Raw genomic sequence first — 25,774 nt, forward strand, 5'->3', positions numbered from 1 at the left:
CTGAAAGAACATCAGGTTGATAGGTGAGGGGTGTAAGCATGGTAACATGTTCAGCTGACTCATACTAATAAGTCGAGGGCTTGACCTAATATAATCACTGTGCAATTTTCAGAGAACAAGCTCTGAACAATTTAATATAAAAATATTAATATTTAAGTAATAAATTAAGAGAAGCAAGTAATGTTAGGAAATGACTGAGTGAGAAGCGGAGTTTATTTATATAAATGAGCATAGAAACGAAGGAAATTGACGACGCAGTACGCAGCTTATATTAATTTAAAATCTGGTGATGATGGTTTAGAGGGTAACACTCCTTTCCATTCCGAACAGGCAAGTTAAGCCTCTAGACGCCGAGAGTACTGCACGGGAGACTGTGTGGGAGGGTAGGTTGTTGCCAGGTAATATTCCGCGATAGCTCAACGGTGGAGCACTCGGCTGTTAACCGATAGGTTGAAGGTTCGAATCCTTTTCGCGGAGCCATTTTGGAAACATAGAAGTAGAATATCTACTTCTTTTTTTTATGTTTAAAAAATTTTAAATAACTACTATTTGATTTTTAAAATTTATGGATTATAACCCATAGAAAGTTTTTTAGATTAGTGAATAAGATAAGTAATAAGATAAATAATAAGTATATGTAGATTTTAAATTGAAATTTAAATTTAAATTCAAGTGAAAATTTTATATTCATATTAAATAGAATATATTAATTTAGAAATTTGGAATGCATAAAAGACCTTTGGTTGTAATTTATATTAAATAAAATTTAAAAATATTAATAGAAATTGATGCATAATTTTATTTGGTTATATATAATATTTATATATTAAATTCTAATTTGATATATAAAAAAATTTGAGTGAGGGTTTTATGGATAAAATAGAATTATTAAAAGATATTATAAAAAATAGTACTAACATTGTATTTTTAGGAGGTAACTAACAGTTATAAATAAGTTATAAAAAATTGTTGACAGCCTCCCATATTCATAAAGAGTATGGAGTGATGATTTAGAATCATCCAAAATTCCTTGAACTGCTGGAAGTCCCTAAAGCTAACTAAACTACAACGTAGATATGAAATAAAATCAAGCGTGAAGGTTACGAAAGTAGAAAAAATTAGTTAGATAGTGCATGGTTAAATCCTAAACACTGTAATAATGGGTAATCAGCAACCAAGCCCCGAATAGGGGAAGGCTCAACGACTATTCCGTAAAGGAAGTACACTCAAGTGGGTGGAAGTGGGGAACACCGATTAGGTGATGATATAGTCTACGCTTATGTGAAAGCATAAGAAGTTCATAAGAGAACTGGTATGGAGTAACGAACCATACTGAATATAGTCATAGAACTTATAGAAAGTTATAAGTATATAAGAATAAAAAAGCACTCTATTTTTGAATGCTAGATACAAAATCTTTAAGAATAGTAATTATAAGATTATTAAAAGACCTATTTTGTTCTTTTGCAATATCCTATAATTGTTTCTTTAATTCTTCCTTGGTAAAATAAAGATAAGATATGCGAAAGGAGGTTAAATTATGAAGAAATCAATAAGGATAAGATTATTACCAACACAAGAGCAAGAGTTATTAATGTTAAAATCAATAGGCTGTAGCAGATTTACTTACAATTGGGCATTGAATAAATGTAATGAATTGTATCAGCAAGGAATTAAATATAATATGTCAGATGTAAGAAAAGAATTTACTCAATTAAAAAAACAAGATGATTTTAAATGGTTAAATGAAGTTTCAAATACCACAATGGTTGAAAGTATGAGAAGTTTAGATAAAGCGTTTAAATCGTTCTTTAAAAAGATAGGTAAATATCCTAAATTTAAATCTAAGAGAAAATTAAGACAAAGTTTCTATGTAAGATATGACCGTTTACATTTTAAAAATAATATATGCAATATAGAAAAAAATGGAAAAGTTAAATTCAAAACTAATTATAAAATACCAAATTGTAAATATAGTAATCCGTATTGCAGTTTTGATGGTAAGTACTGGTACTTAAGTTTTGGAGTTGAAGTAGAAGAAAACCAAACTACTTTAAATAAAGATTTATCAATTGGTATAGATTTGGGAATATCTAATTTAGCAATATTGAATTGTCTTGATAAGCCTATTAAAAATATTAATAAAACAAAAAGAGTTAAAAGGTTGAATAAGAGATTAAAAAGATTGCAAAGACAAATATCAAGAAAATATGAAGCAAATAAACAAGGTAATAAATTTGTTAAAACTAATAATATTATTAAATTAGAAAAGCAAATTAAATCATTACACAGGAAGTTATCAAATATTAGATTAAATCATACACATCAAACTACAAATAAAATAATTAAACTATATCCATACAGAATTGTAATGGAGGATTTAAATATAAGTGGTATGATGAAAAATAAGTATTTATCAAAAGCGATACAAGAACAATGTTTTTATGAATTTATTAGACAAATGAAATATAAATGTGAATTTAATGGTATAGATTTTATCCAAGTTGATAGATTTTATCCTAGTAGTAAAACTTGTTCATGTTGTGGTCAAATTAAATCTGATTTAAAACTAAAAGATAGAATTTATGTATGTGATAATTGTGGATTTGAAATTGATAGAGATAAGAATGCTTCAATTAATCTTGGTAATTATGGGTTAGTATAGGTGAATTTTGAGAAATTACTAATCTTAGTAGGATTCGTTGTATCCGAATTAAAGCCTTTAGAGAACTACACCAAACTAAAGTAGAATGTTAGAAATAACTTTGAAATAGAGTTCTACGAAGAAGGAAATAAAGTAAAATTTATATATTTATAACTTTTTATAAGTTTTATGCAACGGAGCAGGAGTTTCAACGGAAAGTAATATTCCAGATTTTAGATCTAATCAAGGAATATATAACTCTAAAAATAAATATAATTACCCACCAGAAGTAATGCTTAGTCATAGTTTTTTTAAAAGTAATACTGAGGAATTTTTTAGATTTTATAAAGATAAAATGATTTTTAAAGATGCCAAGCCTAATTTAGCACACAAAGCATTAGCTAAACTAGAAGAAGTAGGAAAGTTAAATGCTATTATAACTCAAAATATTGATGGGTTACACCAACTAGCTGGATCTAAAAATGTTTTAGAACTACATGGTTCGGTTCATAGAAATTACTGTATGGGATGTAATAAATTTTACAACTTGGATTATATGTTAAAAAGTAATAATAACATACCAGTATGTGAGGTTTGTGGTGATGCTGTTAAGCCAGATGTAGTTCTATATGAAGAAAGTTTAGATAGTGATATTTTAAGAAAGTCAATTTTATCAGTATCACAAGCAGATACATTTATTGTAGGTGGAACTTCTCTAGTTGTGTATCCAGCAGCAGGATTATTGGAATATTTTAAAGGAAAAAATTTAATTCTTATAAATAAAGAAGCTACACCATATGATAATAAAGCTAATTTAGTTATAAAGGATTCTATTGGAAAAGTATTAAGTGAAGCTTTAAAAGAATTGTAATAGAAATTTGATAAATAGATTTAAATTTGAGCTTGTTTTCATATGTAATAATTAAAATTAATAGATATGGAATATAAAATAAGAAGTTTTAGAAATATTTAAGATATTAAATAAAGAAGTTAAAAAGTAGGTATATATATGATACCTACTTTTTAACTTCTTTATAATATATGTATTTACTTATGGGTTCCATGTATTACTTTAAAGCCATTAGCTTTTAATATTTTTTCATGTTTAGAGTAGTTATCACATTCAACCTCTATGCAAAGAGCAATATGAATAGTATCAACATTTTTATTCTTTAATTGATTTATTTTATGTTGCCAATCTTCATCGTTTCCTAATGTGCTTGAACAACCACTGCAATAGAAAAAACTAGCCAAAGTCTCCTTTTTATTTTTATAAATAGTAAAAGCGTCTAAATCGTTATTAAAAGCATTAAGGCATCCAGTTCCAGCGCATTTACCAACTAATTTTCTACAAGACATAATTGCTATTGACATAAAAATACCTCCTTTAAAAGTCTTCGAAAGTAATATAAATTGAATTTTTATTTGGATATTTGTGAATAGTACAGTCTACTTCATAAACATCTTTAATAAGCTCTTTTGTTAATATTTCATTAGGTGCTCCAGTTGCAGCAATATTACCATTATGCATAACATATAATTTATCACAATAAGAAGCAGCTAAATTTAAATCGTGCAATGCAGCAATTACAGTAATACCTAAAGATTTTGTTAACCTTAATATTTGAAGTTGATACTTTATATCAAGGTGATTAGTGGGCTCATCAAGAATAAGTAATTTTACTTGTTGAGCTAGTGCCCTTGCAAGTAGAACACGTTGTTTTTCACCACCAGATAAAGTTAAAAAACTTCTATATCTATAATCAAACATATCAACTTTTTTAAGCATTTCATGAGTTATGTCAATATCCTTATCGTTATCAATTTCAAGAAGACCTTTATGAGGGCTTCTACCTAGTAAAACCATTTGTTCTACAGTCATATCAAAAGCAAGATTGTTGAATTGACTAACAACTCCTAAATTTTTAGCAACGTCTCTAATTGGTATATTTAAGAGGTTTTTTCCATTCAAAAGCATAACTCCAGATTTAGGAGAATATACTCTGTATATAGACTTTAAAAGGGTAGATTTACCACTTCCATTTGGACCTATTAATCCAACAAACTCACCATTTTTTACAGTTAAAGAGACATTATTTACAATAGTTTTATTACCAAAAGCAACATTTAAATCTTTAATATCTAAATTCATAATAAGCTACCTTTCTCCAAATCCGTAAGCACGTGTTATCATAATATAAATAAAAAATGGTGCACCTAAAAGTGAAGTAATTATGCCAATAGGCATTTCCATATTTTTCAGTATTATACGGGATAGCACATCTGCCCAAACTAAGAATATAGCACCTAGCAGTACAGTAGTTGGTAAAAGTTTCTTATGGTCTGAACCAACTAAACTACGGGTAATATGAGGAATAACTAATCCTACAAAACCTATCATTCCACAACATGAAACAAGAACCCCTGATAAAATTGAAACGCTAATTAAATAAAACTTTCTATATTTATTTAAATCTATACCTAAAGTTATAGCAGTTTCATCACCTAAAAGCATTACATCCATAACCCTAGATTGTATAATAAAGATTATAATAAAAAATACAACTATAATTGTAGGTATCAGTAAGTTTGTCCATTTAGCACCAGTTAAAGAACCCATACTCCAATATGAAAGTGAGTGAAGGGCACTGTTATCGTTTGTAAGATAAATCATAAAACTTGATAAAGCAGAACATATTAAGTTAACTACCATACCAGAAAGAACTAATTTTACAGATGTAGCTCTTCCACCTAAATTAGAAAGTTTAAATACTACTATTGAGGCGAGTAAAGCTCCTATAAAAGCCCAAAAGGTTACACCTGTATTTTGTAAAACTCCAGTAAATAATGTAGAGGCACCAATTAATATTGAAAAAGTAGCACCTAGTGTGGCTCCAGAGGAAATCCCTAAAAGATATGGATCAGCTAATGGATTTTGCACTGTAGCTTGCATAACCGTTCCACCAAGAGATAATCCTAACCCAGTTATTACACCAAGAAAAACTCGTGGCAATCGTATTTGCCAAACTATATCAATAGATGCCTGTGGAATTGACTTTCCTTTTAAACTTGTACCAAAAAGTTTATTTAAAATTATACTATAAACATCAGTGGCAGGAAGTTTTACAGAACCTATAGACACTGCTAAAACTATAGATACTAATAAAAGCAACATTAAAGCAATAACTATTAAATAATTATATTTACTTAGTATATTTGAAAAGTTTTTATTTTTCATAAATCACCTATTTATATAATTCAGGATATAATTCTTTAGAGTAGCGTTCAATAGCATCTACTACACGAATTCCACCGGCCCAAGTTTCAGCAAGCCCAGTAACAACTATTGCATTATTTTTAACGGCAGTTACATTTTTCAAGGCCTCATTAGAAGTGAAAATTTTAGCAATTTCAGGATCGTGAATATCTTTTCCATCGCCATCATGTATAAGAAGAATAGTGTCAGGATTTAAACTAACTATATTTTCTAAACTTACAGTTCCAGATTCTTCACCTAAATTTTCTAATCCAGCTTTTAAAGCCATATCACTTACAAGATCATTTTTGCCATATAATCTAAAATCACCTTTTTCTTCAGATTCTAAAATTAATGTTGTTTTTTTCTTGTCAATAGAATTTGTTTTTTCTTCTATTTTAGTTAATCTATCTTTATTGTCTTGTATATATTTATCTGTTTTATCCTTTATATTAAATATAGTTCCTAAGTCATCAATATCTTTAAATAAATTTTCAACAGTATAATTTCCAACGGATTTAACGGTATTACGCTGAGCAAATGTATTAGTACCTCTGCCTATCCATTCGCTTACATCACCAAGTGTTTTATCGGCAAAGACACTTTTCCATCCAAATATAAAATCAGGATTTAAAGATAAAACTTGCTCTTTAGTAGGATATTTTTCAGATACAACTGGAATTTTTGCATATTTGTCTTTAACTTTTTCTGATATAGGGTTGTCCAAATAGCATGTACCAATTAGCTTATCTTCTAATCCTAAGTCTAGCATCAATTCAGTTGTAGTTTGGTTAGTTGTTAAAACTCTTTCTGGTGCCTTATCAAAAGTAATTTCAATTTCTTCGTTATTCACATTATAATTTTTTATAGTTACAGGATAGCTTGAATTTTTATTTTCCTTGGTAGAACTGTTTTCAGTAGATACACTATTTGTATTAGTAGACTTATTATTACTAGAACAACCCATAAATGAAACTGTCATAGCAATGCAAAGTGTAGTACATAAAGTTTTCATAATTGTTTTTTTCATATTTTTTGATCTCATAAATAAAACTCCTTTAATTTTTATAAATAAAAAAACCTATTTAACCTTAAGTGGCTAAATAGGTATAAGTACAAACTTATATAAACACTATCCCCATCTCTCGTAGGCTATTGTAGTGAAAAAATAGGCAGGTATTCTGGCTAAAGATTATTGATATAGAAAAAATAATCTTTTACAGTGGCGGGACCGCGTGGGATTTGCACCCAACTTCCCCTTTTATATAAAAGTGACTTTACTTTTATAACCTATTCTAAAAGTAAGTTAAATTGAATTTAACTTAAAATTTTATTGAATTATCATTGAAAAGCTTATCATAAATTAAAAAATATGTCAAATAATTTTGAAATGATTAATTTTTATAACTAATTGTTCAAATATATAGAGTTCCAAGTTAACTTTTAAACTTATTTAGTTATCAAATGAGAAAATTTAAATTAATATTTTATCAATAATTAGCAGATTTTTTTAGTTAAAAGTTAATAGTGAACAGTTAAATAGTTGTGGTGATTGTTACTCACTATGTTCCTAATAATATTAAACGTACTTTTTTAGAATAAGCTTTGATTGCTTTAGTTTTTATTTATATTTTTATAGAAGATAATTATAATTATAAAAAATTAATTTAAATTTTATTGACAAGGTGTGTATATAGAGTATATACTGTGTATATAGGATATATACGAGTTGAAAATAAAATTTATAAAGGAAATAGGATTCATGAAGATTATGTTTATAATTATAATGTTTTGTATAGCTATAATTTTGGAGCATTTAATTTTCTTTAAAAAACGAGAAAAGATAGAAAAATAATTTTTTTTACTACAACTGTATATAGTGGGTATACTCACTATATAAATAATGTTGAAGAAGAGGGGTATTATGAATATTGTAATTGATAATTCTTCTGGAAAGCCAATATATTCACAAATAGAAGAACAAATTAAAAAATCAATATTTGAAAATAAACTTATATTAGATGATATATTACCATCTATAAGAGCACTGTCACAGGAATTAAAAATAAGTGTAATAACGACTAAAAGGGCTTATGAAGAATTAGAAAAGCAAGGATTTGTTTATACAGTTCCAGGAAAGGGAACTTTTATCTCAAATAAGGATAAAGAATTTATAAAATATACTATAATGGATAATGTTAAAAAATATCTTTTAAAGGGCATAAATGAAGGGAAAAAAATAGATTTATCCTTAGATAATATGAAAGAAAAATTAGAAATTATATATAAGTATTAAAGGAGTTGAGGAGTATGAAAAATGTTTTGGAGATAAAAAATATAACAAAAACCTATAAAAATTTTAAATTAGATGATGTATCTTTTAATTTAGAAAAAGGATATATAATGGGATTTATAGGTGAAAATGGAGCAGGTAAAACTACAACAATAAAATTAATAATGAATTTATTAAAAAGAGATAGTGGAGAAATTAAGATATTTGGAAAAGATAATGTTAAGTATTCTAAAGAAATAAAAGAAAAAATTGGTTTTGTATATGATGATTGTTTTTATTATGAAAAATTATCTATAAAGAAAAATGCTAAAATAATTTCTAACTTTTATAAGCAGTGGAGTTTTGAAACTTTTAGCAAATATTTAAAGATATTTGGATTAAATGAAGATCAAAAAGTAAAAGAACTTTCAAAGGGTATGAAAATGAAATTTGCAATTGCTATAGCACTTAGTCACAATGCTGAGTTTTTAATAATGGATGAACCAACTGCAGGTCTTGATCCAATTGTTAGAGAAGAACTTTTAGATATATTTCAAAAGGTAATTCAAAATGAAGATATAGCTATTTTAATATCAACACATATAACATCAGACCTTGAAAGAATATCTGATTATATAACTTATATTAATAAAGGAAAAATAGAATTTTCTAAACCTACAATTGATGTATTGGAAGAATATCGAATTGTAAAAGGTGATAAAAGTTTATTAAATGATGAAAATAGAAAAGCATTTATATCAATAAATATAACAAGTTTTGGATTTGAGGCTTTAACTAATAATGTATCAAAAATAAAGGCTATATTTAAAGATAGTGTGATTTTGGAAAAGCCAACATTAGAGGATATTATGGTATTTAAAAGCAGAGAAGCAGTTGGAAATATATAATAATGAATTTAAAGATGTAATGGGGTGCGGATTAAGATGTTAAATGTAATAAAAAGAGAGCTGAAAATACAGCTTTTATCATTAAAAGGTTCACAATTTATAGTGTTACTGATAAGTATGGCAGTAATAGCTATGACGCAAGGACAAGATTTTATAAATTATCTTATTATGGTTTTTGTAATAGGAGGACTTAGTAATACAGAACTTGAAAATAGAGATGGTGTTTATAAGTCTACACTTAGTTATCCTTGTACAAGAAAAGATTATGTTTTAGGTAAATTTATATCGTCAATAGTAGTGGCAATGATAGGATGTATAGTATCAATAATATTAAATGAAGTTTTATTAATAGCAATTCCTACAAAATTTGTAGGAGTAAATATACATTCATTAAAATCTATATTGTTTTATTCATTAGTAATTTTATCAATGTATTATTTTTCATATTTTTCATTAGGAATTAAAGCAGCTAAGATAAGTTATTATGTAACACTTATAGTTTTTATGATGGGATTTATGTTTATAAATAATATTTTCAAGTTTAAATTAGAGGGTAATATAGTAAAATTACTTTCTAATACAAGCATTCAATTTAATATAATACTTGTTATAGCAGTGTTAGCTATAACTGGGATATTAGCTACTTTATCTGTTGTAATATATGAAAAAAGAGATCTATAGGAGGTATAATATATGAATGCATTACTTAAAAAAGATATAATAACTAGCAAAAATCCATTAATTATAATGAATTTACTTGTAGGATGCGTTATGGTAGTTTTAACGCTAATTGGTGCTAAAGCACCAGTTTATTTCCCAATATATATATTTGCAACTTTATTTATACCAATAATATTAAATAAATTTACAGCAACAGAAGAGACACGTAAATATTATGATATGTTAATAAATAGTTTTCCTGTTGATAGAAAAGATGTAGTAGTAAGCAAATATACTTTTTACTTATTAGTGTATTTTATAACATCAATATTTCTATTGTCTATAATTTTTATTTTGGGAAAAATAAGTGGTGAAGATTTAAAGATGTTGTTGTTTTCTCAATCATTCTCATTTTTATATTATGTAGTGATCATATGTGTTCCAAACTATATTTTTTATAAAGCTAGTTATGATGTGGCAGTAAAATATAGTGGATTTACACTATTAGGAATAATATATTTACCAATGTTAGTGCTTTTTTTAGCAGAAAAAATATTTCCAGCGGCTTCAAAAAAAGTTGTAGGTTTCTTTATGAAAAGCATAGAAAATGGATTTTTAATAATACCATTAATATTTTTAATAGGGTTAGTGATTTATGGGATAATAACAACTTTATCAATAAAGGGATATTGTAATAAAGATTTATCATAAACAGTTAGGAGGAGGAAGATGAATATAATAATAAACAATTCCTCAGGAGAGCCAATATACTCTCAAATAGAAAAACAGATAAAAGATGATATACTTATGAATAAATTATCTGCAAACGAACCATTGCCTTCAATAAGAGCTTTAGCTAAGGATTTGAGAATAAGTGTAATAACAACTAAAAGAGCTTATGAAGAACTTGAAAGAGATGGTTATATTTATACAGTACCTGGAAAGGGGTCTTTCGTTTCGGCCCAAGATAAGGAGCTTGTAAAGGAACTTATTATAAGAAATATAGAAGAGTATTTTACAAAAGCAATAGAGGAAAGTGAAAAGATACAGCTTTCATTAGATGAAATGAAAGAAATACTAGAAGTTTTATATGAAGAAAAGTAAATAGTTTGCAAAACTTATTTACAGATATAGTTAGAAGGAGAGAGCTTATATGGAAAATATATTAGAAGTAAAGAATTTAACAAAGGCATATAAAAATTTTAAATTGGAAGATATATCATTTACTCTTCCTAAAGGATATATTATGGGTTTTATAGGACAAAATGGTGCGGGAAAAACTACCACTATAAAACTTATAATGAATTTAGTAAAAAAAGATAGTGGAGAAATAAAAGTTTTCGAAAAAGATAACTTAAAGTTTGAGAAAGAAATAAAAGAGCAAATAGGTTTTGTCTATGATGAAGGATATTTTTATGAACATTTATCATTAGAGGATAACGCAAAGCTTGTTGCACCATTTTATAAAGAATGGAGTTTTGATACATTTTATAAGTATGCAAATAAATTTGGACTTAATAAAGGTCAAAAATTTAAAGAACTTTCAAAGGGAATGAAAATGAAATATTCCCTTTCAATTGCCCTTAGCCATAATGCAAAATTTATAATAATGGACGAGCCAACAGCAGGATTGGATCCAGTTGTTAGAGCAGAAGTTTTAAATATATTAAGGGAATTAATACAAGATGAAAATGTAGGTGTATTGTTATCTACTCATATAACTTCAGATCTTGAAAAAATAGCAGATTATATAACTTATATAAACAATGGAAAAATTGTATTCTCTAAAAGTAAAGAAGAAGTATTAGATACTTATAAAATAGTAAAGGGAGATATAAGCCTTTTAACTAAAGAAAATGAAAAGTATTTTGAAGGAATAAGAAAAAGTTCTTATGGATTTGAAGCACTAACTTCTGATGTAGAGTGGGTAAAAAAAGAATTTAAAGATAGTGTATTAATACAAGATGCAACATTAGAACTAATAATGATACTAAAAAGAAAGTAGAATATAATGATTTGGTAGGTTAAAATATGATGATTAAATCAATAGGCAAAGAGGTTAAATTACAAATTTTTAATTATAAAGGCTATTTAAATATAATGTTTCTTTTATTGCCTATAATTTTGATGTTATTAACTAATAAGGGGAATTATTATAATTATTTAATTAGTATGGTGGCAATAGCTAATATTGCCACTATACAATATGAAGTAAGGCAAAAAAATCATATATTATTTTTAAGTGTAGGTATGTCTAGGGATGAATATATAATATCAAAGTTTTTAGGGTCAGCAATAATAATTATTCTAGGAGGAATATTAGGATTTGTTATTAATGAATTATTAGATAAATTTATTATAAAATTACCTATGGATATATTTATAAAAGATGCAATATTAACGTTAATAATATTATTATTATCAATAAGTATTTACTATTTAATATATTATACATTAGGAAATAAGGCTGGTATGGTAGCTTATTTTATCATTTTTATGGTGATAATTAATACTATGTTTGAAAGTAAATTTAGTCAATACTTAAAAGTGTTTAATGGTGGTCAATTACTAAATAATATTCAACTATTAATCTTTATAATATTAGCCATAGTTATTTTTATGACTATCATGTATATAACAGTATTTTTTTATAGAAAGAAAGATTTTTAAACATACAATTAAAAATAAGGATTTAAAAAGGATTTGGAAGTGTAAGAAATGTTAAAAGAACCTATAGTTTTTGTTATTGCACTTATACTAGTTTGTATAGGTGGGATAGTTTCTAGGTTAACAAAAACTATTATTAAAAACTATATAATGCATATTTAATAAAATAGAATTTAAATTTAAACAACTAGGTTTACTAGTTGTTTTTTTTATTTAAGGTTTATTTAAGTTTATGGTTACTTAAGTGTAAGGTTAAATATTTAAAATTATATTTGTCAGGAGGAGATAATATTGTTTAGATTAGAATTAAATAAATTGATAAAAAATAAGAATGGAATAATTGCATTAGCAATATTTATAGTTTTATCACTTGTCATGGTGTTTTTAAATCCGCAACTGGAAAGTGAGAAATCTTATTTAGAACAAGAAAATTATGGTTTTGTAGATATGAGAGAGGGCGGTGTTTTAGCATCAGAAAATTTTGAAATAAAAATTAATGAACTTGAACAGTTAGCAAATCAATCTGCAAATGATAGTAGTAGCAAAAAAATGAAAAATATGGCTGAGGAAAAATTAGATAAAGTAAAGGTCATGAACTATAAGGATGTAGATTTTTGGAAGGTATATAACCATAAAGTAGCTCATCCATTAGCATTAATAGGATTATTATCTATAATTGCAATGTTAATTTGCAATATATATAGTGATGAAGTGGTTTCATCAATGGATACATTAATACTAACATCTAAAAATAAATATAAAGCACTTAGTTCTAAAGGGATGTTAGCAATTGTAGTTCCAATAGTAGCATACGTAGGATTTTTAGCTATAACATTCATTGAGACATTCTTAAAGTATGGTAGGCCTATTAACGGAAATTTACAAGCTTTTAGAATTGTTGATAACTTTATGATGCTAGAGGGTTCTTTTACCATAATGCAATATGTAGCTTTAAAAATGGTTTTTGTATTAGTTTTACTTTTAAGTTTATCAATTATAGGAGCTATAATATCATTTAAAACAGAAAGTTCTATGGCATCAATATCTATATTTGGTGTATACATAATTTTAGGCAAAATATTAGTATTTTTAATAAAACCTATAAGTAAGTTTTTAACTCAAATAGGGGGAGCAGACATAATTAGTATATTAAATTTTGGTAATTATCCAGACTTAATATTTCAGGGGAATAATTTAATAGGAATGTACTTAGGTGATATAAGTGTATTTGGATATGATATAAGTTTAATTAAAGCCATATTAGCTATATTAGTAATGATAACTATAGCAAGCATTATATATATGTTTAATATTTTTAAAAGAATAGAAAGTAAATAATAGAATTTTAGGAGGTATTTATACTATGAATAAATTAGAAATAAAAAATTTAAATAAAAGCTTTGGGAAAAAAAGAGTAACTAATGATTTAACAGTTACATTAGAAAGTGGTGTTTATGGTCTTTTAGGACCGAATGGAGCAGGAAAAACAACACTTATGAAGCAAATAACAACATTACTTACAAGTGATAGTGGAGAGATTTTATATAACGGTGAAAATATAAAATCATTAGATGAAAAATATAGAGATGTTTTAGGGTATTTACCACAGCATTTTGAAGGTTATGGTAATTTTACAGCAAAACAATTCTTAAATTATATGGCAGCGTTAAAGGGGATTTCAAAAGATGGGCTTAAAGAAAAAATAGATGAAATATTACATTTAGTTGGATTATATGATGTTAGAAATAAATCATTAAAGAAATTTTCTGGTGGTATGAAAAGAAGAGTTGGTATAGGACAAGCCTTGTTAAATAATCCTAAAATATTAGTTCTAGATGAACCTACAGCAGGTCTTGATCCTCAAGAGAGAACACGATTTAGAAATTTATTAAGTGAAATATCTAGAGATAAAATAATAATTTTATCAACTCATATAATATCTGATATAGAGTCTATAGCAAGAGAAACAATAATAATTAAAGATGGAACATTACTTGTAAAGGGCAGTCATAAAGAAATTCTAGAAAATATGAAAGATAAAGTATATGTAATAAACACAGACAATGAAGATATAATTAGAGATATTCAAAATAAATATAAAGTAGTAAATATACAAAGAGGAATAGATAAAACTGAAATAAGAGTAATAGCAGATAAAGAACCAGTTTATAAAGAAGTGCATAAAATAGAGCCAAAATTTGAAGATGTTTATATGTTCTATTTTGATATTGAAGATGCAAAAGAAGTTTAGTAGTTTAAAGGAGAATTGAAATGTATAATTTAGTAAAAAGTGAATTAAGAAAAGTACTACTTAAAAAAAGAGTATTTTTAGTTTGGATATTAGGAGCGTTATTATGTTCAGTACTTGTAAGATTTGATAGCTCATATCCCAATTATATATTAGAAAATTATGCTTCCGTATTTGATAAAACTTATGGAATAGCACCAATAATGGGGATGCTTATACTTATAATAACTTCATCTATGTATAATGTTGAGTATAACTCATATATGACTGATTTGATAAATTCAAGTAAAAATGGAAAGAAAAAAGTTGTTATGGCAAAAAGTATAGCAGGGAGTATAGCTACATCAATAGTATTATTGTCACTATATTTGATTATTGTATTTTCTGCTATATATTACTCAGGTGCTGAAGGGTTAAATTTACAATTAAAAGAATTATGGTATTTTGGAAATAGTGGTTCAACAATAACAGTTCTTCAAATGATTATAATATTAGGAATAACAATGGTGATGGGATGTATATTCTTTACTCAGATAACACTGTTATTATCATCTATAAGTAACAATGCAATAATGCCCTTTATGGTAAGTGGATTATTCATGGGAATACCATATATAGCAGCAAACTTTTTACCAGCACAAATTCAAAAATATGCAGGACTTACTCCGCTATGGGCCATGTATTCATCGACTTTTGTAAGGTATAAAACACCTATGTTCATAGCAGGAATAGATTTACTAATATTTATATTAGTGTTAATAATAGTTCCTAAAATAACTTATAAAAACTTTGTTAGTGAAAAAAGATAAAATATATAAAGGAGATTAGATATGAAAAAACAATATATTTGTCCTAAATGTGGATGTAATGAATATGAAAATGATGAATTTCAAGCTACTGGAGGAAATTTAGCTAAAATATTTGATGTTCAAAATAAAAAATTTATTACAATAAGTTGTGCTAGATGTGGATATACAGAATTATATAGAGCTAAAACAAAAGCAGGATGGAATATACTAGATTTCTTAACATCATAATTTAAACCAATATAATATATAATTATTTTATAAAACTGTTTCAATATAAAGATTTAATATATTGAAACAGTTTTTTTAAACTAAATTGTAAAAGTTCAATTGATTTTTATATAGGAATTATATTAATTTAAAAATATTTATATTTAGTTATTATATGTATATAATAAAAGATATAAATATATGGTTTTAATTAAGAAAGGATGAGGTAGTGTGGAGGATATATCAATTAATAATAAAAAAATACTTTTAGTAGATGATGAAGTTGAAATATTAAAACTTTTATCAACAGTTTTAAAAAAAGAAGGATTGAATCATGTTTTTACTGCAGAAACAGGAAGTAAAGCATTAGAAGTTTTTAAAAGAGAGCTTCCTGACTTAGTTATATTAGATATAATGCTTCCGGATATGGAAGGATATGAAGTATGTAAAAAAATGAGAGAAAAGGCTATGGTACCTATATTATTTTTATCTGCTAAAAATGAAGAATTAGATAGAATATTAGGTTTTGCTATAGGTGCAGATGATTATATAACAAAGCCTTTTAGTCCTAAAGAGGTAGCATATAGAGTTAAGGCTCATTTAAGAAGAAGTGTTTATGTTGAAAATATTAATAAAGAAGAAAATGTAATAAAATTTGGTCCATTTGTATTAGATGAGGAAAAATTTGAATTAAGAAAAAATGGAGAAATAGTAGAATTAAAAGCAAAAGAATTTAAACTATTAGCTTATTTGGCTAATAATAAAAATCAAATAATAAGTAAAGAAAACATATGTGATAGAGTATGGGGTGAAGATTACATAGGATTTGATAACACCATAATGGTTCATATGAGAAGACTTAGAGAAAAAATAGAAGAAAACCCATCTAAGCCTCAGTATTTAGTAACTGCTAAAGGTCTTGGATATAAACTTGTTGTAAAGGATGAGTAATTTATGAATATAAAACTTACTGCAAGATTTGTTATAACAATAGTACTTATAAATGTGTTTATATTTTTTATAAATGTAACATTAGGAATGGTATCTATAATTAAAAATTCATCACAAGGGTTTGTGCTAGTAGAACCGATGACATATAAAGAAGTCAAATTAGATCCAGAAAATTTCACAAGGGTTTTTGGGGATAATATAGAATTATCTAATGATGAAATAATTATAAGAGATGAAGGTAAAAAAAGTTTAGATGAAAATAATCTTTGGGTTCAAGTATTAGATGAAAATGGAAAAGAAATTACAAATTATAAAAAGCCTAAAGAGGTACAAAATGAATATACTCCTGTAGATATTGTTAATGCTTATAAATATACAGGTGGTTCAGAAGGGGTAGAAAATATATTAGTATCAAGTGTTGATATAGGTGATAGAAAATTAAGTTACATAATTAACTTTCCAATAGGTAAATTGAGTAAGACAGTTGTAATGTATAGTGAAAATACTATGGGAAATCTTATGAAAGATATATTAACAGGGGTATTAATTATGGATAGCTTAATTGCTATAATAGGTGGATTATTATTTAGTAGAAGACTTACAAAGCCAGTTGGAAGAATTATAGATGGAGTAAAAACTTTATCTATGGGAAATTATAATTTAACATTTAAAGAAAAAGGTATTTATTCAAATGTATTTAGAAACCTAAATGCCTTATCTTCTATTCTTAAAGAAAATGAGGTTGAAAGAAAGAAAAATGAAAAAATGCGAGAGGAATGGATAGCAAATATATCTCATGACATAAAAACTCCACTAGCTTCTATAAGAGGTTATTCAGAACTTATAAATGGTGATTACGATTTTACAGAAGAAGAAATACAAGAATATGGTGAAATTATATATCAAAAATCTTTATATATAACAGAGTTAGTTAATGATTTAAATTTAAGTACTCGTCTAAAGAATAATGCATTATTTTTAAAAAAGGGTAGGGCCAATTTAGTAAGTTTAACGAAAGAAGTTATAATAACTATATTAAATGATAACAAATATAGTAATAGAGATATTGAATTTATTCCTAAAACAGAAGTTGCAGAAAAAGAAGTAGATATTCTTTTATTAAAACGTTGCTTAACAAATTTAATTTTTAATGCAATAGTTCATAATGATGAAGATGTAAAAATTAGAGTTGAATTAGAAAAAAGAGAAAGAATATATATAACGATAAGTGATAATGGAAAAGGTATAAGTGAAGAAGACTTAAAGCATATATTTGATAGATATTATAGAGGAACAAATACAGGTGAACTTCACAAAGGTTCAGGTCTTGGAATGGCTATTTCCAAGGAAATAATTAAAAATCATGGCGGGGATGTACAAATTGAAAGTAAATTAAAAGAAGGCACAAAAATAACGATAATTTTATAAAAATAGCATCCAACATTTTAACAAATTGTTGGATGCTATTTTTGTTTAGTGCTAATGTAATTTATAATTACTTATATAGTCTACATACAGTTTCTACGTGTGGTGTGTGTGGGAACATGTCTTTTAATTTTATCTTATCTATTTTATATCCAGCATTAGTAAGAACTTGTAAGTCAGTTACCAATGATTTTGGATTACATGATACATAAATTATTTCTTTAGCATCAAATTTTATTACATAATCTAATGCAATAGGGTGAACTCCAGCTCTTGGTGGATCTAGAATGATTATATCTGGTTTAATTTTTACATCTTTTATTACCTTAGCTACATCACCTGCTATAAATTCACAGTTATCTAAATTGTTTAATTTAGCATTTTCTTTAGCAGCATCTACTGCTTCTTCAATTAATTCTATTCCTAGGACTTTTTTTGCTTTTGGGGCTACTATTTGACCGATGGTACCAGTACCACAATATAAGTCAAAAACTATTTTATTTTCAGAGTCACCCATAAAATCTCTAACCATGGAATAAAGTTTTTCAGCACCCTTTGTATTTGTCTGGAAGAATGCAAAGGGATTAATTTTAAATTTTAATCCTAATAAGTCTTCAACTATGTAATCTTTACCGTATAAAACTTTTATTTCATCAGCTTGAACCACATCAGATAGTGAGTCATTTAATGTATGTATAATGCTTACTATTTTTCCATTAAGATTAAGAGATTTTAATTCTTCAACAAATTTTGTTAAATCATAATCATTTTGAGTCGTAGTTACTAAATTAACAAGTATTTCACCAGTATTTATAGCTTTTCTAACTACTAAGTTTCTTAAAAAACCTTCATGTTTTAAAACTTTATAATATGGAAGCTCTGTGTTTTTGAAATGATTTAATGTAGTTGTTAATATAATTCTAAAATCATTATCAACTATTTTGCAGTTATCAACAGTTATTATACTAAAGTTTCTGTTTTTAACATGCATTCCTAAAGTTAGCTCTCCACCTTTTTCCATATCTCCAAAGGTAAATTCCATTTTATTTCTGTATTCAAAAACAACAGGACTTTCTTCTATATCTAAGAAGTCATAATCTTTAATATTACCCTCATCTAAAAGTTTTTTAACTTGTTCTGTTTTAAACTTTAATTGAGTTTCATAATCTAAGGATGCATGACTACAACCACCACATTGATTAGAAATATCACAATGTGGCTTTATTTTATAATCTACATCCTCTAACACCTCTATAAGTTTTGCTTGAACGCCATTTTGACTACTTTTTTTAGTAACTCTAGCCTTTACCTTTTGTCCTGGTAATGTGTTTTTTATAGCAACTTTTTCGCCTTCATAAAAAGCTATGCCTTTTCCAGGAAACTCAGTTGTTTCTATTAAAAATTCATACTCTTTTCTTTTTCTCAAGTAAATCGCTCCTAATTTTTATTTTTTGTTAAACGTATGTTTGATAGCTTTTGACCAAGTGTCATTTTGTTTTTCATTGTTGTCATTAATACATTATATAATATAAGTGCAGGAATAAACAATATAACTATAAATAAAAATTTGTCGCTTATATAAAATTTAAAAATTCTTAGAATAAAGTCTATAACAATGGTTCCTAATATAGATATACTAGCAGTTATAAGTACATCTATAAGTTGACTTTGTAATGCATCTTTAAAAGTAATTGAATCGGTAAAAGCGTTATTATTAAGTTGAAGTTCTTCACCTTGTAATTCTTCAGAGTTTTCATTATTAGTAGCTATAGTTTCAATAGTATCATCAGATTCTGTAAACTCATCTAAAGATGCGTCATTAGATAGTTGCATATCCTCTTCTAAAGGTTTGTTATCATTTTCATTATTTTTTAAATCCATTTTAAATCCTCCTAAAAAACTTATTATTTATATTAAACATTAAAAAGTTTTATGTTTTTAAATATACCCATTAATTGGATTTTCATAACTTACTATATTATAAATTCAAAAGGTTACAGTATAATGACAGATATATTTAATATATTTCCATATATAAGTTAAAAATTAAACCATAAAAAAGAGCATGAATTTTATTATTTAAACTGAAATTGGAATTTATTTCATTATAAGTATAACAAAGAGTACAAATAAATACTAATATAGATTTAATTTAAATAGAAAAGTGTTTCGTTATTTTATGGAATATAATGTATATATATATTATAATTTATGTAAAAATCATAGGTTTATTAGGAGGAGAGTTATGGGAAAATTAGAAGGTAAAGTTGCACTTATAACAGGAGCATCTAAGGGAATTGGAGAAGGAATTGCTAAAACTTATGCAAAGTATGGAGCAAAAGTTGTACTATTGGCGAGATCCTCATATGTTGATAGCTTAGCAGATGAATTAAATAAAAAAGGATTTGAAGCTTTAGCAGTTAAAGCAGATGTAGCTAATAAAGGAGAAGTAGAAAAAGCAGTAAAAAATGCTGTTAGTAAGTTTGGTAAGATAGATATATTAGTAAATAATGCAGGAGTTTGTAAATTAGGAAACTTTTTAGAAATGACAGATGATGATAGAGATTTTCATATTGATGTAAATATAAAGGGAGTATGGAATGTCACAAAAGCGATTTTACCTTTAATGATTAAAGAAAAATATGGAAAAATAATTATAATGTCATCAGTTACAGGGGATATGGTAGCAGATGCAGGTGAAACTGCTTATGCTACTACAAAAGCGGCATTAGTTGGTTTTACTAAGTCTTTAGCAATAGAGGTGGCTAAACATAACATAACAGTTAATGCTATTTGTCCAGGTTATGTAGAAACACCAATGGCAAAGAGTATTGCAATGCAATCAAATGGGGAAAATCCAGAAGAAGTGACTAAAGGAATAGAAAATGCTGTACCGTTAAAAAGATTGGCAAAACCAGAAGAGGTTGGAGAACTTGCTGCATTCTTAGGGTCAGATGAGTCATCCTATATTACAGGAACACAGGTTGTTATAGATGGAGGAAGTACTCTGCCAGAAACAGTTAGTGTAGGTGTTTAATTTATAAATAGATAAATTAGAGTAGTAGATTATAAGTTATTTCAAATTAACTGAAAAAATATAAACCTTATTCATTGTATTGTATCTGTTTAAAAATAATTATAAAGGGTAAACTACAAGAAAAATTTTTATCAACTTATAGGTTAGTTATGTAAAAATACAAGTTATTGTATATAAGATTGCAAGAATCTATAATTAAATTAATTCATGAATTAACTAATTATAGGTATAGGTGGAGGAGAATTTTATGGTTATTGAAATTGGAAAACAGATAAAAAATTTACGTATAGAAAAAGGTGTTACTCAGGAAGAATTAGCAAATCATTTAGGAATTTCATATCAAGCTGTTTCTAAATGGGAAAATAATATTACAGCACCAGATATTCAATTGCTTCCTATGATTTCAGTTTATTTTGGGATTACTATAGATGAGCTTTTTGTTATACCATATGACGCCCAAATGAAAAGAATAGAGAACATGTTATATAATGAAAGAATAATAAGTGAAGAGGTTTTTAATTATGCTGTTAATTTCCTTGAAGGAATTATTAATAGCGAACCTAAAAATGCTAAAGCATACTATCTTTTAGGGGAGCTTTATAATCATAGAGCTGAAAGTGATAGTAAAAAGGCATCGAATTATATAAAAAAGGCTTTAAAATATAAACCATATGAAAAGAACTATCATACTGCACTTATTCATGCAGAAAAAGGTGTATTTGGAGATGAATATTATAATAGACATGATGATTTAATTAAGTACTATGAGGAGTTTACACAAAATCACCCTAAATATTGGAGTGGATATTTGTATTATTTAGATCAATTAATTAGAGATGGTTATTATAAGAAAGCTAAAAAAGTATTAGAGCATGTAAAGCAATTAAATCATACCTGTTTAGATTTTATGTATGAAGGTGATATTGAGTTACAACAGGGGAATATAGAAAATGCTTTAAGATTGTGGAATAAGGGAGTGAGTGAATTCCAAGGAGATTGGAGAGCTTATGTTTCACGAGGAGATCGTATGATGAGATTAGGAGAGTATGATAAAGCACTTAAAGACTATGCAAAATCTATGGAATTACAAGAAAAACCTCGTATTGTGGATCCACTTGAATTTATGGCTAAAATATATGAAACACTAAAAAAATATGATAAGGCTATAGAAGTTTTGCAACAGGAGATATCAATTATACAGAATGAATATAATGTCTTTACAGGAGAACTGGTTGATAGACATAAAAGAGAAATTGAAAGATTAAAAAAGATTTATGAGAATAAATCTTTATAAGTTAAAATATTTAAACAATTATATAGATAATTAATTTAAAAATAATATTAATTTAATTTAAATTTTTAAGCTCATAAGTTTTTCTTGTGAGCTTGTTATTATATAAATATTAAAAAATATTTATGTAGTTAAGTTAAATATAATGAAGGGATAGTGTACAATTCATAAAATAGAAATTTTACAATAATTTTTAGTTGCGTGCACAACTAAAATGCTTTATAATAAATCTACAAAGGAGAAAATGATATGAACGATTATAGAGAAATAGGCGATTTAATTTATTTTATTTCAAAAGAAACTAAAACACGAATGGATGAAGGTGTTAAAGAAAATAAATTAGGTCAAGGGCAAATGCTTACCATAATGAATTTAATGAAATTAAAAGATAATATACCGATAAGTCAAGAATTGCTTGCTGAAAATATGGGAATTAATAAGGGGAATATAAGCAGAAATTTAATGAAACTTAGTGAAAATGGATTTATAGATATTATTCAAGATAATGACGATAAAAGAAAGAAGAATATAATATTAAAAGACACTTTTTTTAATGAATTTATTGAAATTAGCAAAGTTTTAGAAGATATTTTTAAGGATATGATAAAAAATATAAGAGAAGAGGAGCTTTTAATTACGTTAAAAGCTTTAAAACAAATGAAAAATAATTTATATAAAAAATAATGCATTGCACTTATATTAATATATAAATTTTCAGGAGGATAAGATATGAAAATTTCGATAATGTACTTTTCAGGTAGTGGTAATACAAAATACATAGCAGATAGGTTAAAATCAAAATTAGATGATATAGGATTTAATGTTAAAGCTAATAGTATAGAAGAAAAAATAAGTTTTAATGATGACATAGATTTAATTGTTATTGGAGGACCTATTTATGCTGGAAATGTTCCAGAAAAATTAATAAAGTGGTTATTAAGAAATGTGCCTAATACTATAAATAAGACAAAAGCTATAGTTTATTCAACATCGGCTGGTTTAATAAATGCTAATGGTGTAGATTCATTAGCATCAAAATTAGAAAAAAAGGGATATGAAGTTATAGGAAAAGAAACATATGTTATGCCTAAAAATTTTTATTTTGGTAAATATAAAAGGAATACAGAAGAAGAAATTGAGGTTATGTTTACAAATGTGGAAAGTCAAATAGACGTTTTAGTTAAAAATATAGAAAATAACAATATAGAAAAGATAAATGATAATAAGAGCATAGTTTCAAAGGATATTTTAGCAGAAGTATTTTCTATTATGGCTAAGTTTATGGGCAAAAGTTTTTCAACAAGTGATATGTGTAATGGATGTGGATTATGTGCTAAACAATGTCCACAAAATAATATAATTATTAAAAATAAAGTTGTTAAATTTAAAAATAAGTGTATGATGTGCACTAGATGTATACATAGTTGTCCTAATAATGCTATTAGATATAAAAAACAACAATACCCACAGTATAAAATAGAAAGTTATATTAATAAAAATAAATAAATATATAATAATTAAAGCACTTTAGAAATATTATTTTCTAGAGTGCTTTAGTTATAAAGAAATAGTTATTAAATACGTATAAAAAGGATTTTATGCATACTATAAAGAAATAGAACATGGAAATATTAAGTATTTGATTTATAGTATTCATCGCCCCAAGTACACATCATTTTAAGAATAGGCATTAAACTTTCACCTAAATTTGTTAGGGAATATTCTACTTTTGGAGGAACTTGAGGATAAACTTTTCGGTTAATTAAATTATCAGATTCTAGTTCTCTTAGTTGCTGAGTTAGCATTTTTTGAGTGGTGTTAGGAAGCAATTTTTTTAATTCATTAAATCGTAAAATTCCTTTAGTACCTAAATGCCAAATTATAATTGGTTTCCATTTTCCACCGATTAAATCTACTGTAATTTCAAAGGTACATGTATAATTTCTATTTTTGAATTCTATAGTGTTACAACTAGAAGTCATATAAATCATCCTTTCTATAGTACCTTTTTAGGTACTATGGTACAAAATAGTGCGTACTTGTTATATATAAACTGATTTTTTATAATGATAGCATAACTTTTAACCAAAAACAATTAGGAGGAATATATATGGATGCAATATTAAAAAGAAAAAGTATAAGAAAGTATAAAGACATAAAGATAGAAGATGAGATTATTGAAGAATTGTTAAGGGCAGCGATGCAAGCACCTTCTGCTGGAAATGAGCAACCTTGGGAATTTATAGTCTTAAGAGATAAGGAAATTATGAGAAAAATTACTGACATTCATCCTTATTCGAAAATGTTATTAAATGCAGATGTGGCAATTGTAGTTTGTGGTGATGAATCAAAGGAAGTATTTAAAGGATATTGGGTGCAGGATTGCTGTGCTGCCACAGAAAATATATTATTAGCCGCTGAAGATAAAGGATTGGGATCCGTATGGTTAGGGGTTTATCCTATGGAAGATAGAGTAAATGGTTTAAGAAAAATTTTAAATTTACCAGCTAATGTAACTCCATTATCAATAATTCCAATTGGATATCCAAATGAAAATAAAGAAGCAGTAAATAGATTTGATGAAACAAGAATACATCATGATAGATGGTAAATAAATTGTTTAGTGAATGCTAACTAAGTTAGTATTTTATTAATCAATTTAATATACAATGACATGAATAAACTATATGCATTATAAAAAAATATTAGATATTAAAATAAATTATAAGTAAAAAATAGAAGAACTTAATTTTACAGGAGGTAATTTTATGAAGGTTGTTGCATTTAACGGAAGTCCTAAGAAGGAAGGAAACACATATAATGCTATAAGGATGGTTGCAGAAGAGCTTGAAAATGAAGGAATAGAAGTTGAAATTGTTCATGTAGGTAATAAAATAATAAGAGGATGTCTTGCTTGTAATGCTTGTGCAAAAAATAAAAATGGGAAATGTATAATTGATAATGATGAAGTAAATGAATTCATACAGAAGATGAAAGAGGCAGACGGAATAATATTAGGTTCACCGGTACATTACTCAGGTATAGCTGGAACTATGAAATCATTTTTGGATAGAGCATTCTATGTTGCAAATAATGGGGCTTTAAGACACAAGGTAGGGGCATCTGTAGTTGCTGTTAGAAGATCAGGAGGAGTCGCTACTTTTAATCAATTAAATAATTATATTAATTATGCGGAAATGCTTATGCCAAGTACAAATTACTGGAATGTAATACATGGAGCAATGCCAGGTGAAGTTTCAAAAGATGAAGAAGGAAAACAAATAATGAGAGTTCTTGGAAAAAATATGGCTTGGCTTATGAAAACAGTTGAAAATGGCAAAAAAACAATTAAAGAACCGGAAAGGGAAAATAAAATACTTACAAACTTTGTTAGATAAT

General features: G+C 26.4%; 27 protein-coding genes, 1 tRNA gene, 2 rRNA genes, 1 pseudogene and 1 riboswitch. Of the genes and pseudogenes, 24 read left to right on the forward strand and 7 right to left on the reverse strand.

All coding sequences use genetic code 11. The features are described from left to right. From KQI36_RS11055 to KQI36_RS11075, 5 genes and pseudogenes are all read left to right on the forward strand, one after another. Positions 1 to 88 (forward strand): 23S ribosomal RNA (locus KQI36_RS11055); the annotation flags it as partial. Positions 89 to 282: 194 nt separating this feature from the next. Then, positions 283 to 400 (forward strand): 5S ribosomal RNA (rrf, locus tag KQI36_RS11060). Positions 401 to 405: 5 nt separating this feature from the next. Continuing rightward, positions 406 to 480, forward strand: a tRNA-Asn gene (locus KQI36_RS11065). Positions 481 to 1,540: 1,060 nt separating this feature from the next. Beyond that, positions 1,541 to 2,665 (forward strand): RNA-guided endonuclease InsQ/TnpB family protein, encoded by a 1,125-nt coding sequence (locus KQI36_RS11070; RefSeq protein ID WP_216450926.1) that lies wholly within the window; start codon positions 1,541 to 1,543, stop codon positions 2,663 to 2,665. Positions 2,666 to 2,828: 163 nt separating this feature from the next. Then, a pseudogene (locus KQI36_RS11075) lies at positions 2,829 to 3,515 on the forward strand (NAD-dependent protein deacylase); the annotation flags it as partial. Between the two features lie 176 nt (positions 3,516 to 3,691). On the opposite strand, the gene KQI36_RS11080 reads toward KQI36_RS11075, so the two are convergent. From KQI36_RS11080 to KQI36_RS11095, 4 genes are read right to left on the reverse strand one after another with little or no spacing between them, the layout of a single operon-like run. Continuing rightward, the gene (locus tag KQI36_RS11080; RefSeq protein ID WP_216450927.1) at positions 3,692 to 4,018 is read right to left on the reverse strand and encodes a CGGC domain-containing protein; all 327 of its coding nucleotides are present in this window, start codon (positions 4,016 to 4,018) and stop codon (positions 3,692 to 3,694) included. A gap of 13 nt (positions 4,019 to 4,031) precedes the next feature. Beyond that, a complete protein-coding gene (locus KQI36_RS11085) occupies positions 4,032 to 4,796 on the reverse strand; it encodes an ABC transporter ATP-binding protein (protein WP_216450928.1) in 765 nt (254 codons plus the stop codon). 6 nt (positions 4,797 to 4,802) lie between these two features. Continuing rightward, complete coding sequence (locus KQI36_RS11090) at positions 4,803 to 5,882, reverse strand: FecCD family ABC transporter permease (RefSeq protein WP_216450929.1); 1,080 nt, start codon at positions 5,880 to 5,882, stop codon at positions 4,803 to 4,805. A gap of 7 nt (positions 5,883 to 5,889) precedes the next feature. Beyond that, positions 5,890 to 6,945: an ABC transporter substrate-binding protein gene (locus KQI36_RS11095; RefSeq protein ID WP_216450930.1), complete on the reverse strand. Its 1,056-nt coding sequence runs from the start codon at positions 6,943 to 6,945 to the stop codon at positions 5,890 to 5,892. A 109-nt stretch (positions 6,946 to 7,054) separates the two neighbouring features. Beyond that, a riboswitch (cobalamin riboswitch) is annotated at positions 7,055 to 7,209 on the reverse strand. Positions 7,210 to 7,824: 615 nt separating this feature from the next. On the opposite strand from KQI36_RS11095, the gene KQI36_RS11100 reads away from it, so the two are divergent. The 13 genes from KQI36_RS11100 to KQI36_RS11160 all read left to right on the forward strand — a co-directional run bounded on the left by KQI36_RS11100 (position 7,825) and on the right by KQI36_RS11160 (position 18,050). Beyond that, positions 7,825 to 8,196 carry a GntR family transcriptional regulator gene (locus KQI36_RS11100; RefSeq protein WP_216450931.1) on the forward strand — a complete coding sequence of 124 codons (372 nt, stop codon included), beginning with the start codon at positions 7,825 to 7,827 and terminating at the stop codon, positions 8,194 to 8,196. Between the two features lie 14 nt (positions 8,197 to 8,210). Next, positions 8,211 to 9,080 (forward strand): ABC transporter ATP-binding protein, encoded by an 870-nt coding sequence (locus KQI36_RS11105; protein ID WP_216450932.1) that lies wholly within the window; start codon positions 8,211 to 8,213, stop codon positions 9,078 to 9,080. A 36-nt stretch (positions 9,081 to 9,116) separates the two neighbouring features. Beyond that, on the forward strand, positions 9,117 to 9,761 hold the full coding sequence (locus KQI36_RS11110) for an ABC-2 transporter permease (RefSeq protein WP_216450933.1): 645 nt from the start codon (positions 9,117 to 9,119) through the stop codon (positions 9,759 to 9,761). A 12-nt stretch (positions 9,762 to 9,773) separates the two neighbouring features. Further along, positions 9,774 to 10,451, forward strand: coding sequence for an ABC-2 transporter permease (locus KQI36_RS11115; protein ID WP_216450934.1), 678 nt, complete (start codon positions 9,774 to 9,776; stop codon positions 10,449 to 10,451). An 18-nt stretch (positions 10,452 to 10,469) separates the two neighbouring features. Continuing rightward, positions 10,470 to 10,844, forward strand: coding sequence for a GntR family transcriptional regulator (locus KQI36_RS11120; RefSeq protein WP_216450935.1), 375 nt, complete (start codon positions 10,470 to 10,472; stop codon positions 10,842 to 10,844). Positions 10,845 to 10,893: 49 nt separating this feature from the next. Further along, positions 10,894 to 11,745 (forward strand): ABC transporter ATP-binding protein, encoded by an 852-nt coding sequence (locus KQI36_RS11125; protein WP_216450936.1) that lies wholly within the window; start codon positions 10,894 to 10,896, stop codon positions 11,743 to 11,745. 26 nt (positions 11,746 to 11,771) lie between these two features. After that, complete coding sequence (locus KQI36_RS11130) at positions 11,772 to 12,410, forward strand: ABC-2 transporter permease (protein ID WP_216450937.1); 639 nt, start codon at positions 11,772 to 11,774, stop codon at positions 12,408 to 12,410. A 288-nt stretch (positions 12,411 to 12,698) separates the two neighbouring features. Then, positions 12,699 to 13,745: a hypothetical protein gene (locus KQI36_RS11135; RefSeq protein ID WP_216450938.1), complete on the forward strand. Its 1,047-nt coding sequence runs from the start codon at positions 12,699 to 12,701 to the stop codon at positions 13,743 to 13,745. A gap of 25 nt (positions 13,746 to 13,770) precedes the next feature. Next, the gene (locus KQI36_RS11140) at positions 13,771 to 14,658 is read left to right on the forward strand and encodes an ABC transporter ATP-binding protein (RefSeq protein ID WP_010299508.1); all 888 of its coding nucleotides are present in this window, start codon (positions 13,771 to 13,773) and stop codon (positions 14,656 to 14,658) included. Positions 14,659 to 14,678: 20 nt separating this feature from the next. Beyond that, positions 14,679 to 15,464: a hypothetical protein gene (locus tag KQI36_RS11145; RefSeq protein WP_216450939.1), complete on the forward strand. Its 786-nt coding sequence runs from the start codon at positions 14,679 to 14,681 to the stop codon at positions 15,462 to 15,464. Between the two features lie 21 nt (positions 15,465 to 15,485). Then, positions 15,486 to 15,692: a zinc ribbon domain-containing protein gene (locus KQI36_RS11150; RefSeq protein WP_216450940.1), complete on the forward strand. Its 207-nt coding sequence runs from the start codon at positions 15,486 to 15,488 to the stop codon at positions 15,690 to 15,692. A gap of 210 nt (positions 15,693 to 15,902) precedes the next feature. Continuing rightward, positions 15,903 to 16,622 carry a response regulator transcription factor gene (locus KQI36_RS11155; protein ID WP_010299500.1) on the forward strand — a complete coding sequence of 240 codons (720 nt, stop codon included), beginning with the start codon at positions 15,903 to 15,905 and terminating at the stop codon, positions 16,620 to 16,622. A 3-nt stretch (positions 16,623 to 16,625) separates the two neighbouring features. Then, a complete protein-coding gene (locus KQI36_RS11160) occupies positions 16,626 to 18,050 on the forward strand; it encodes a HAMP domain-containing sensor histidine kinase (protein ID WP_216450941.1) in 1,425 nt (474 codons plus the stop codon). Positions 18,051 to 18,117: 67 nt separating this feature from the next. Here the strand turns inward: KQI36_RS11160 and rlmD are convergent, their stop codons facing one another. Continuing rightward, entirely contained in the window at positions 18,118 to 19,473 is a 1,356-nt protein-coding gene (rlmD, locus tag KQI36_RS11165) for a 23S rRNA (uracil(1939)-C(5))-methyltransferase RlmD (RefSeq protein ID WP_216450942.1), read from the reverse strand. Positions 19,474 to 19,484: 11 nt separating this feature from the next. Next, a complete protein-coding gene (locus tag KQI36_RS11170) occupies positions 19,485 to 19,928 on the reverse strand; it encodes an RDD family protein (RefSeq protein WP_061994329.1) in 444 nt (147 codons plus the stop codon). A 364-nt stretch (positions 19,929 to 20,292) separates the two neighbouring features. On the opposite strand from KQI36_RS11170, the gene ucpA reads away from it, so the two are divergent. The 4 genes from ucpA to KQI36_RS11190 all read left to right on the forward strand — a co-directional run bounded on the left by ucpA (position 20,293) and on the right by KQI36_RS11190 (position 23,881). After that, complete coding sequence (gene ucpA, locus KQI36_RS11175) at positions 20,293 to 21,084, forward strand: SDR family oxidoreductase UcpA (RefSeq protein WP_216450943.1); 792 nt, start codon at positions 20,293 to 20,295, stop codon at positions 21,082 to 21,084. Between the two features lie 247 nt (positions 21,085 to 21,331). After that, positions 21,332 to 22,378 carry a helix-turn-helix domain-containing protein gene (locus KQI36_RS11180; protein ID WP_216450944.1) on the forward strand — a complete coding sequence of 349 codons (1,047 nt, stop codon included), beginning with the start codon at positions 21,332 to 21,334 and terminating at the stop codon, positions 22,376 to 22,378. A 246-nt stretch (positions 22,379 to 22,624) separates the two neighbouring features. Next, positions 22,625 to 23,059: a MarR family winged helix-turn-helix transcriptional regulator gene (locus tag KQI36_RS11185; protein WP_216450945.1), complete on the forward strand. Its 435-nt coding sequence runs from the start codon at positions 22,625 to 22,627 to the stop codon at positions 23,057 to 23,059. Positions 23,060 to 23,104: 45 nt separating this feature from the next. Then, positions 23,105 to 23,881, forward strand: coding sequence for an EFR1 family ferrodoxin (locus KQI36_RS11190; RefSeq protein WP_216450946.1), 777 nt, complete (start codon positions 23,105 to 23,107; stop codon positions 23,879 to 23,881). A 125-nt stretch (positions 23,882 to 24,006) separates the two neighbouring features. On the opposite strand, the gene KQI36_RS11195 is transcribed toward KQI36_RS11190, so the two are convergent. Beyond that, the gene (locus KQI36_RS11195; protein ID WP_061994334.1) at positions 24,007 to 24,357 is read right to left on the reverse strand and encodes a winged helix-turn-helix transcriptional regulator; all 351 of its coding nucleotides are present in this window, start codon (positions 24,355 to 24,357) and stop codon (positions 24,007 to 24,009) included. Positions 24,358 to 24,485: 128 nt separating this feature from the next. On the opposite strand from KQI36_RS11195, the gene KQI36_RS11200 reads away from it, so the two are divergent. Further along, positions 24,486 to 24,986 carry a nitroreductase family protein gene (locus tag KQI36_RS11200; RefSeq protein WP_216450947.1) on the forward strand — a complete coding sequence of 167 codons (501 nt, stop codon included), beginning with the start codon at positions 24,486 to 24,488 and terminating at the stop codon, positions 24,984 to 24,986. Between the two features lie 157 nt (positions 24,987 to 25,143). Further along, a complete protein-coding gene (locus tag KQI36_RS11205; RefSeq protein WP_216450948.1) occupies positions 25,144 to 25,773 on the forward strand; it encodes a flavodoxin family protein in 630 nt (209 codons plus the stop codon). Position 25,774 lies beyond the last annotated feature (1 nt).

Origin of the sequence: Clostridium senegalense (genome assembly GCF_018916625.1) — a bacterium.
In the GTDB taxonomy this organism is placed as follows: domain Bacteria; phylum Bacillota; class Clostridia; order Clostridiales; family Clostridiaceae; genus Clostridium_J; species Clostridium_J senegalense.

Coding starts and splice junctions, on each gene's coding strand:
- KQI36_RS11115 (WP_216450934.1), top strand. CDS start 9,774: ATGAATGCATTACTTAAAAAAGATATAATAACTAGCAAAAATCCATTA.
- KQI36_RS11125 (WP_216450936.1), top strand. CDS start 10,894: ATGGAAAATATATTAGAAGTAAAGAATTTAACAAAGGCATATAAAAAT.
- KQI36_RS11160 (WP_216450941.1), top strand. CDS start 16,626: ATGAATATAAAACTTACTGCAAGATTTGTTATAACAATAGTACTTATA.
- KQI36_RS11150 (WP_216450940.1), top strand. CDS start 15,486: ATGAAAAAACAATATATTTGTCCTAAATGTGGATGTAATGAATATGAA.
- KQI36_RS11095 (WP_216450930.1), bottom strand. CDS start 6,945: ATGAGATCAAAAAATATGAAAAAAACAATTATGAAAACTTTATGTACT.
- KQI36_RS11185 (WP_216450945.1), top strand. CDS start 22,625: ATGAACGATTATAGAGAAATAGGCGATTTAATTTATTTTATTTCAAAA.
- ucpA (WP_216450943.1), top strand. CDS start 20,293: ATGGGAAAATTAGAAGGTAAAGTTGCACTTATAACAGGAGCATCTAAG.
- KQI36_RS11190 (WP_216450946.1), top strand. CDS start 23,105: ATGAAAATTTCGATAATGTACTTTTCAGGTAGTGGTAATACAAAATAC.
- KQI36_RS11085 (WP_216450928.1), bottom strand. CDS start 4,796: ATGAATTTAGATATTAAAGATTTAAATGTTGCTTTTGGTAATAAAACT.
- KQI36_RS11080 (WP_216450927.1), bottom strand. CDS start 4,018: ATGTCAATAGCAATTATGTCTTGTAGAAAATTAGTTGGTAAATGCGCT.
- KQI36_RS11145 (WP_216450939.1), top strand. CDS start 14,679: ATGTATAATTTAGTAAAAAGTGAATTAAGAAAAGTACTACTTAAAAAA.
- KQI36_RS11200 (WP_216450947.1), top strand. CDS start 24,486: ATGGATGCAATATTAAAAAGAAAAAGTATAAGAAAGTATAAAGACATA.
- KQI36_RS11105 (WP_216450932.1), top strand. CDS start 8,211: ATGAAAAATGTTTTGGAGATAAAAAATATAACAAAAACCTATAAAAAT.
- KQI36_RS11130 (WP_216450937.1), top strand. CDS start 11,772: ATGATGATTAAATCAATAGGCAAAGAGGTTAAATTACAAATTTTTAAT.
- KQI36_RS11110 (WP_216450933.1), top strand. CDS start 9,117: ATGTTAAATGTAATAAAAAGAGAGCTGAAAATACAGCTTTTATCATTA.
- KQI36_RS11180 (WP_216450944.1), top strand. CDS start 21,332: ATGGTTATTGAAATTGGAAAACAGATAAAAAATTTACGTATAGAAAAA.
- KQI36_RS11170 (WP_061994329.1), bottom strand. CDS start 19,928: ATGGATTTAAAAAATAATGAAAATGATAACAAACCTTTAGAAGAGGAT.
- KQI36_RS11140 (WP_010299508.1), top strand. CDS start 13,771: ATGAATAAATTAGAAATAAAAAATTTAAATAAAAGCTTTGGGAAAAAA.
- KQI36_RS11205 (WP_216450948.1), top strand. CDS start 25,144: ATGAAGGTTGTTGCATTTAACGGAAGTCCTAAGAAGGAAGGAAACACA.
- KQI36_RS11070 (WP_216450926.1), top strand. CDS start 1,541: ATGAAGAAATCAATAAGGATAAGATTATTACCAACACAAGAGCAAGAG.
- KQI36_RS11195 (WP_061994334.1), bottom strand. CDS start 24,357: ATGACTTCTAGTTGTAACACTATAGAATTCAAAAATAGAAATTATACA.
- KQI36_RS11090 (WP_216450929.1), bottom strand. CDS start 5,882: ATGAAAAATAAAAACTTTTCAAATATACTAAGTAAATATAATTATTTA.
- KQI36_RS11120 (WP_216450935.1), top strand. CDS start 10,470: ATGAATATAATAATAAACAATTCCTCAGGAGAGCCAATATACTCTCAA.
- KQI36_RS11100 (WP_216450931.1), top strand. CDS start 7,825: ATGAATATTGTAATTGATAATTCTTCTGGAAAGCCAATATATTCACAA.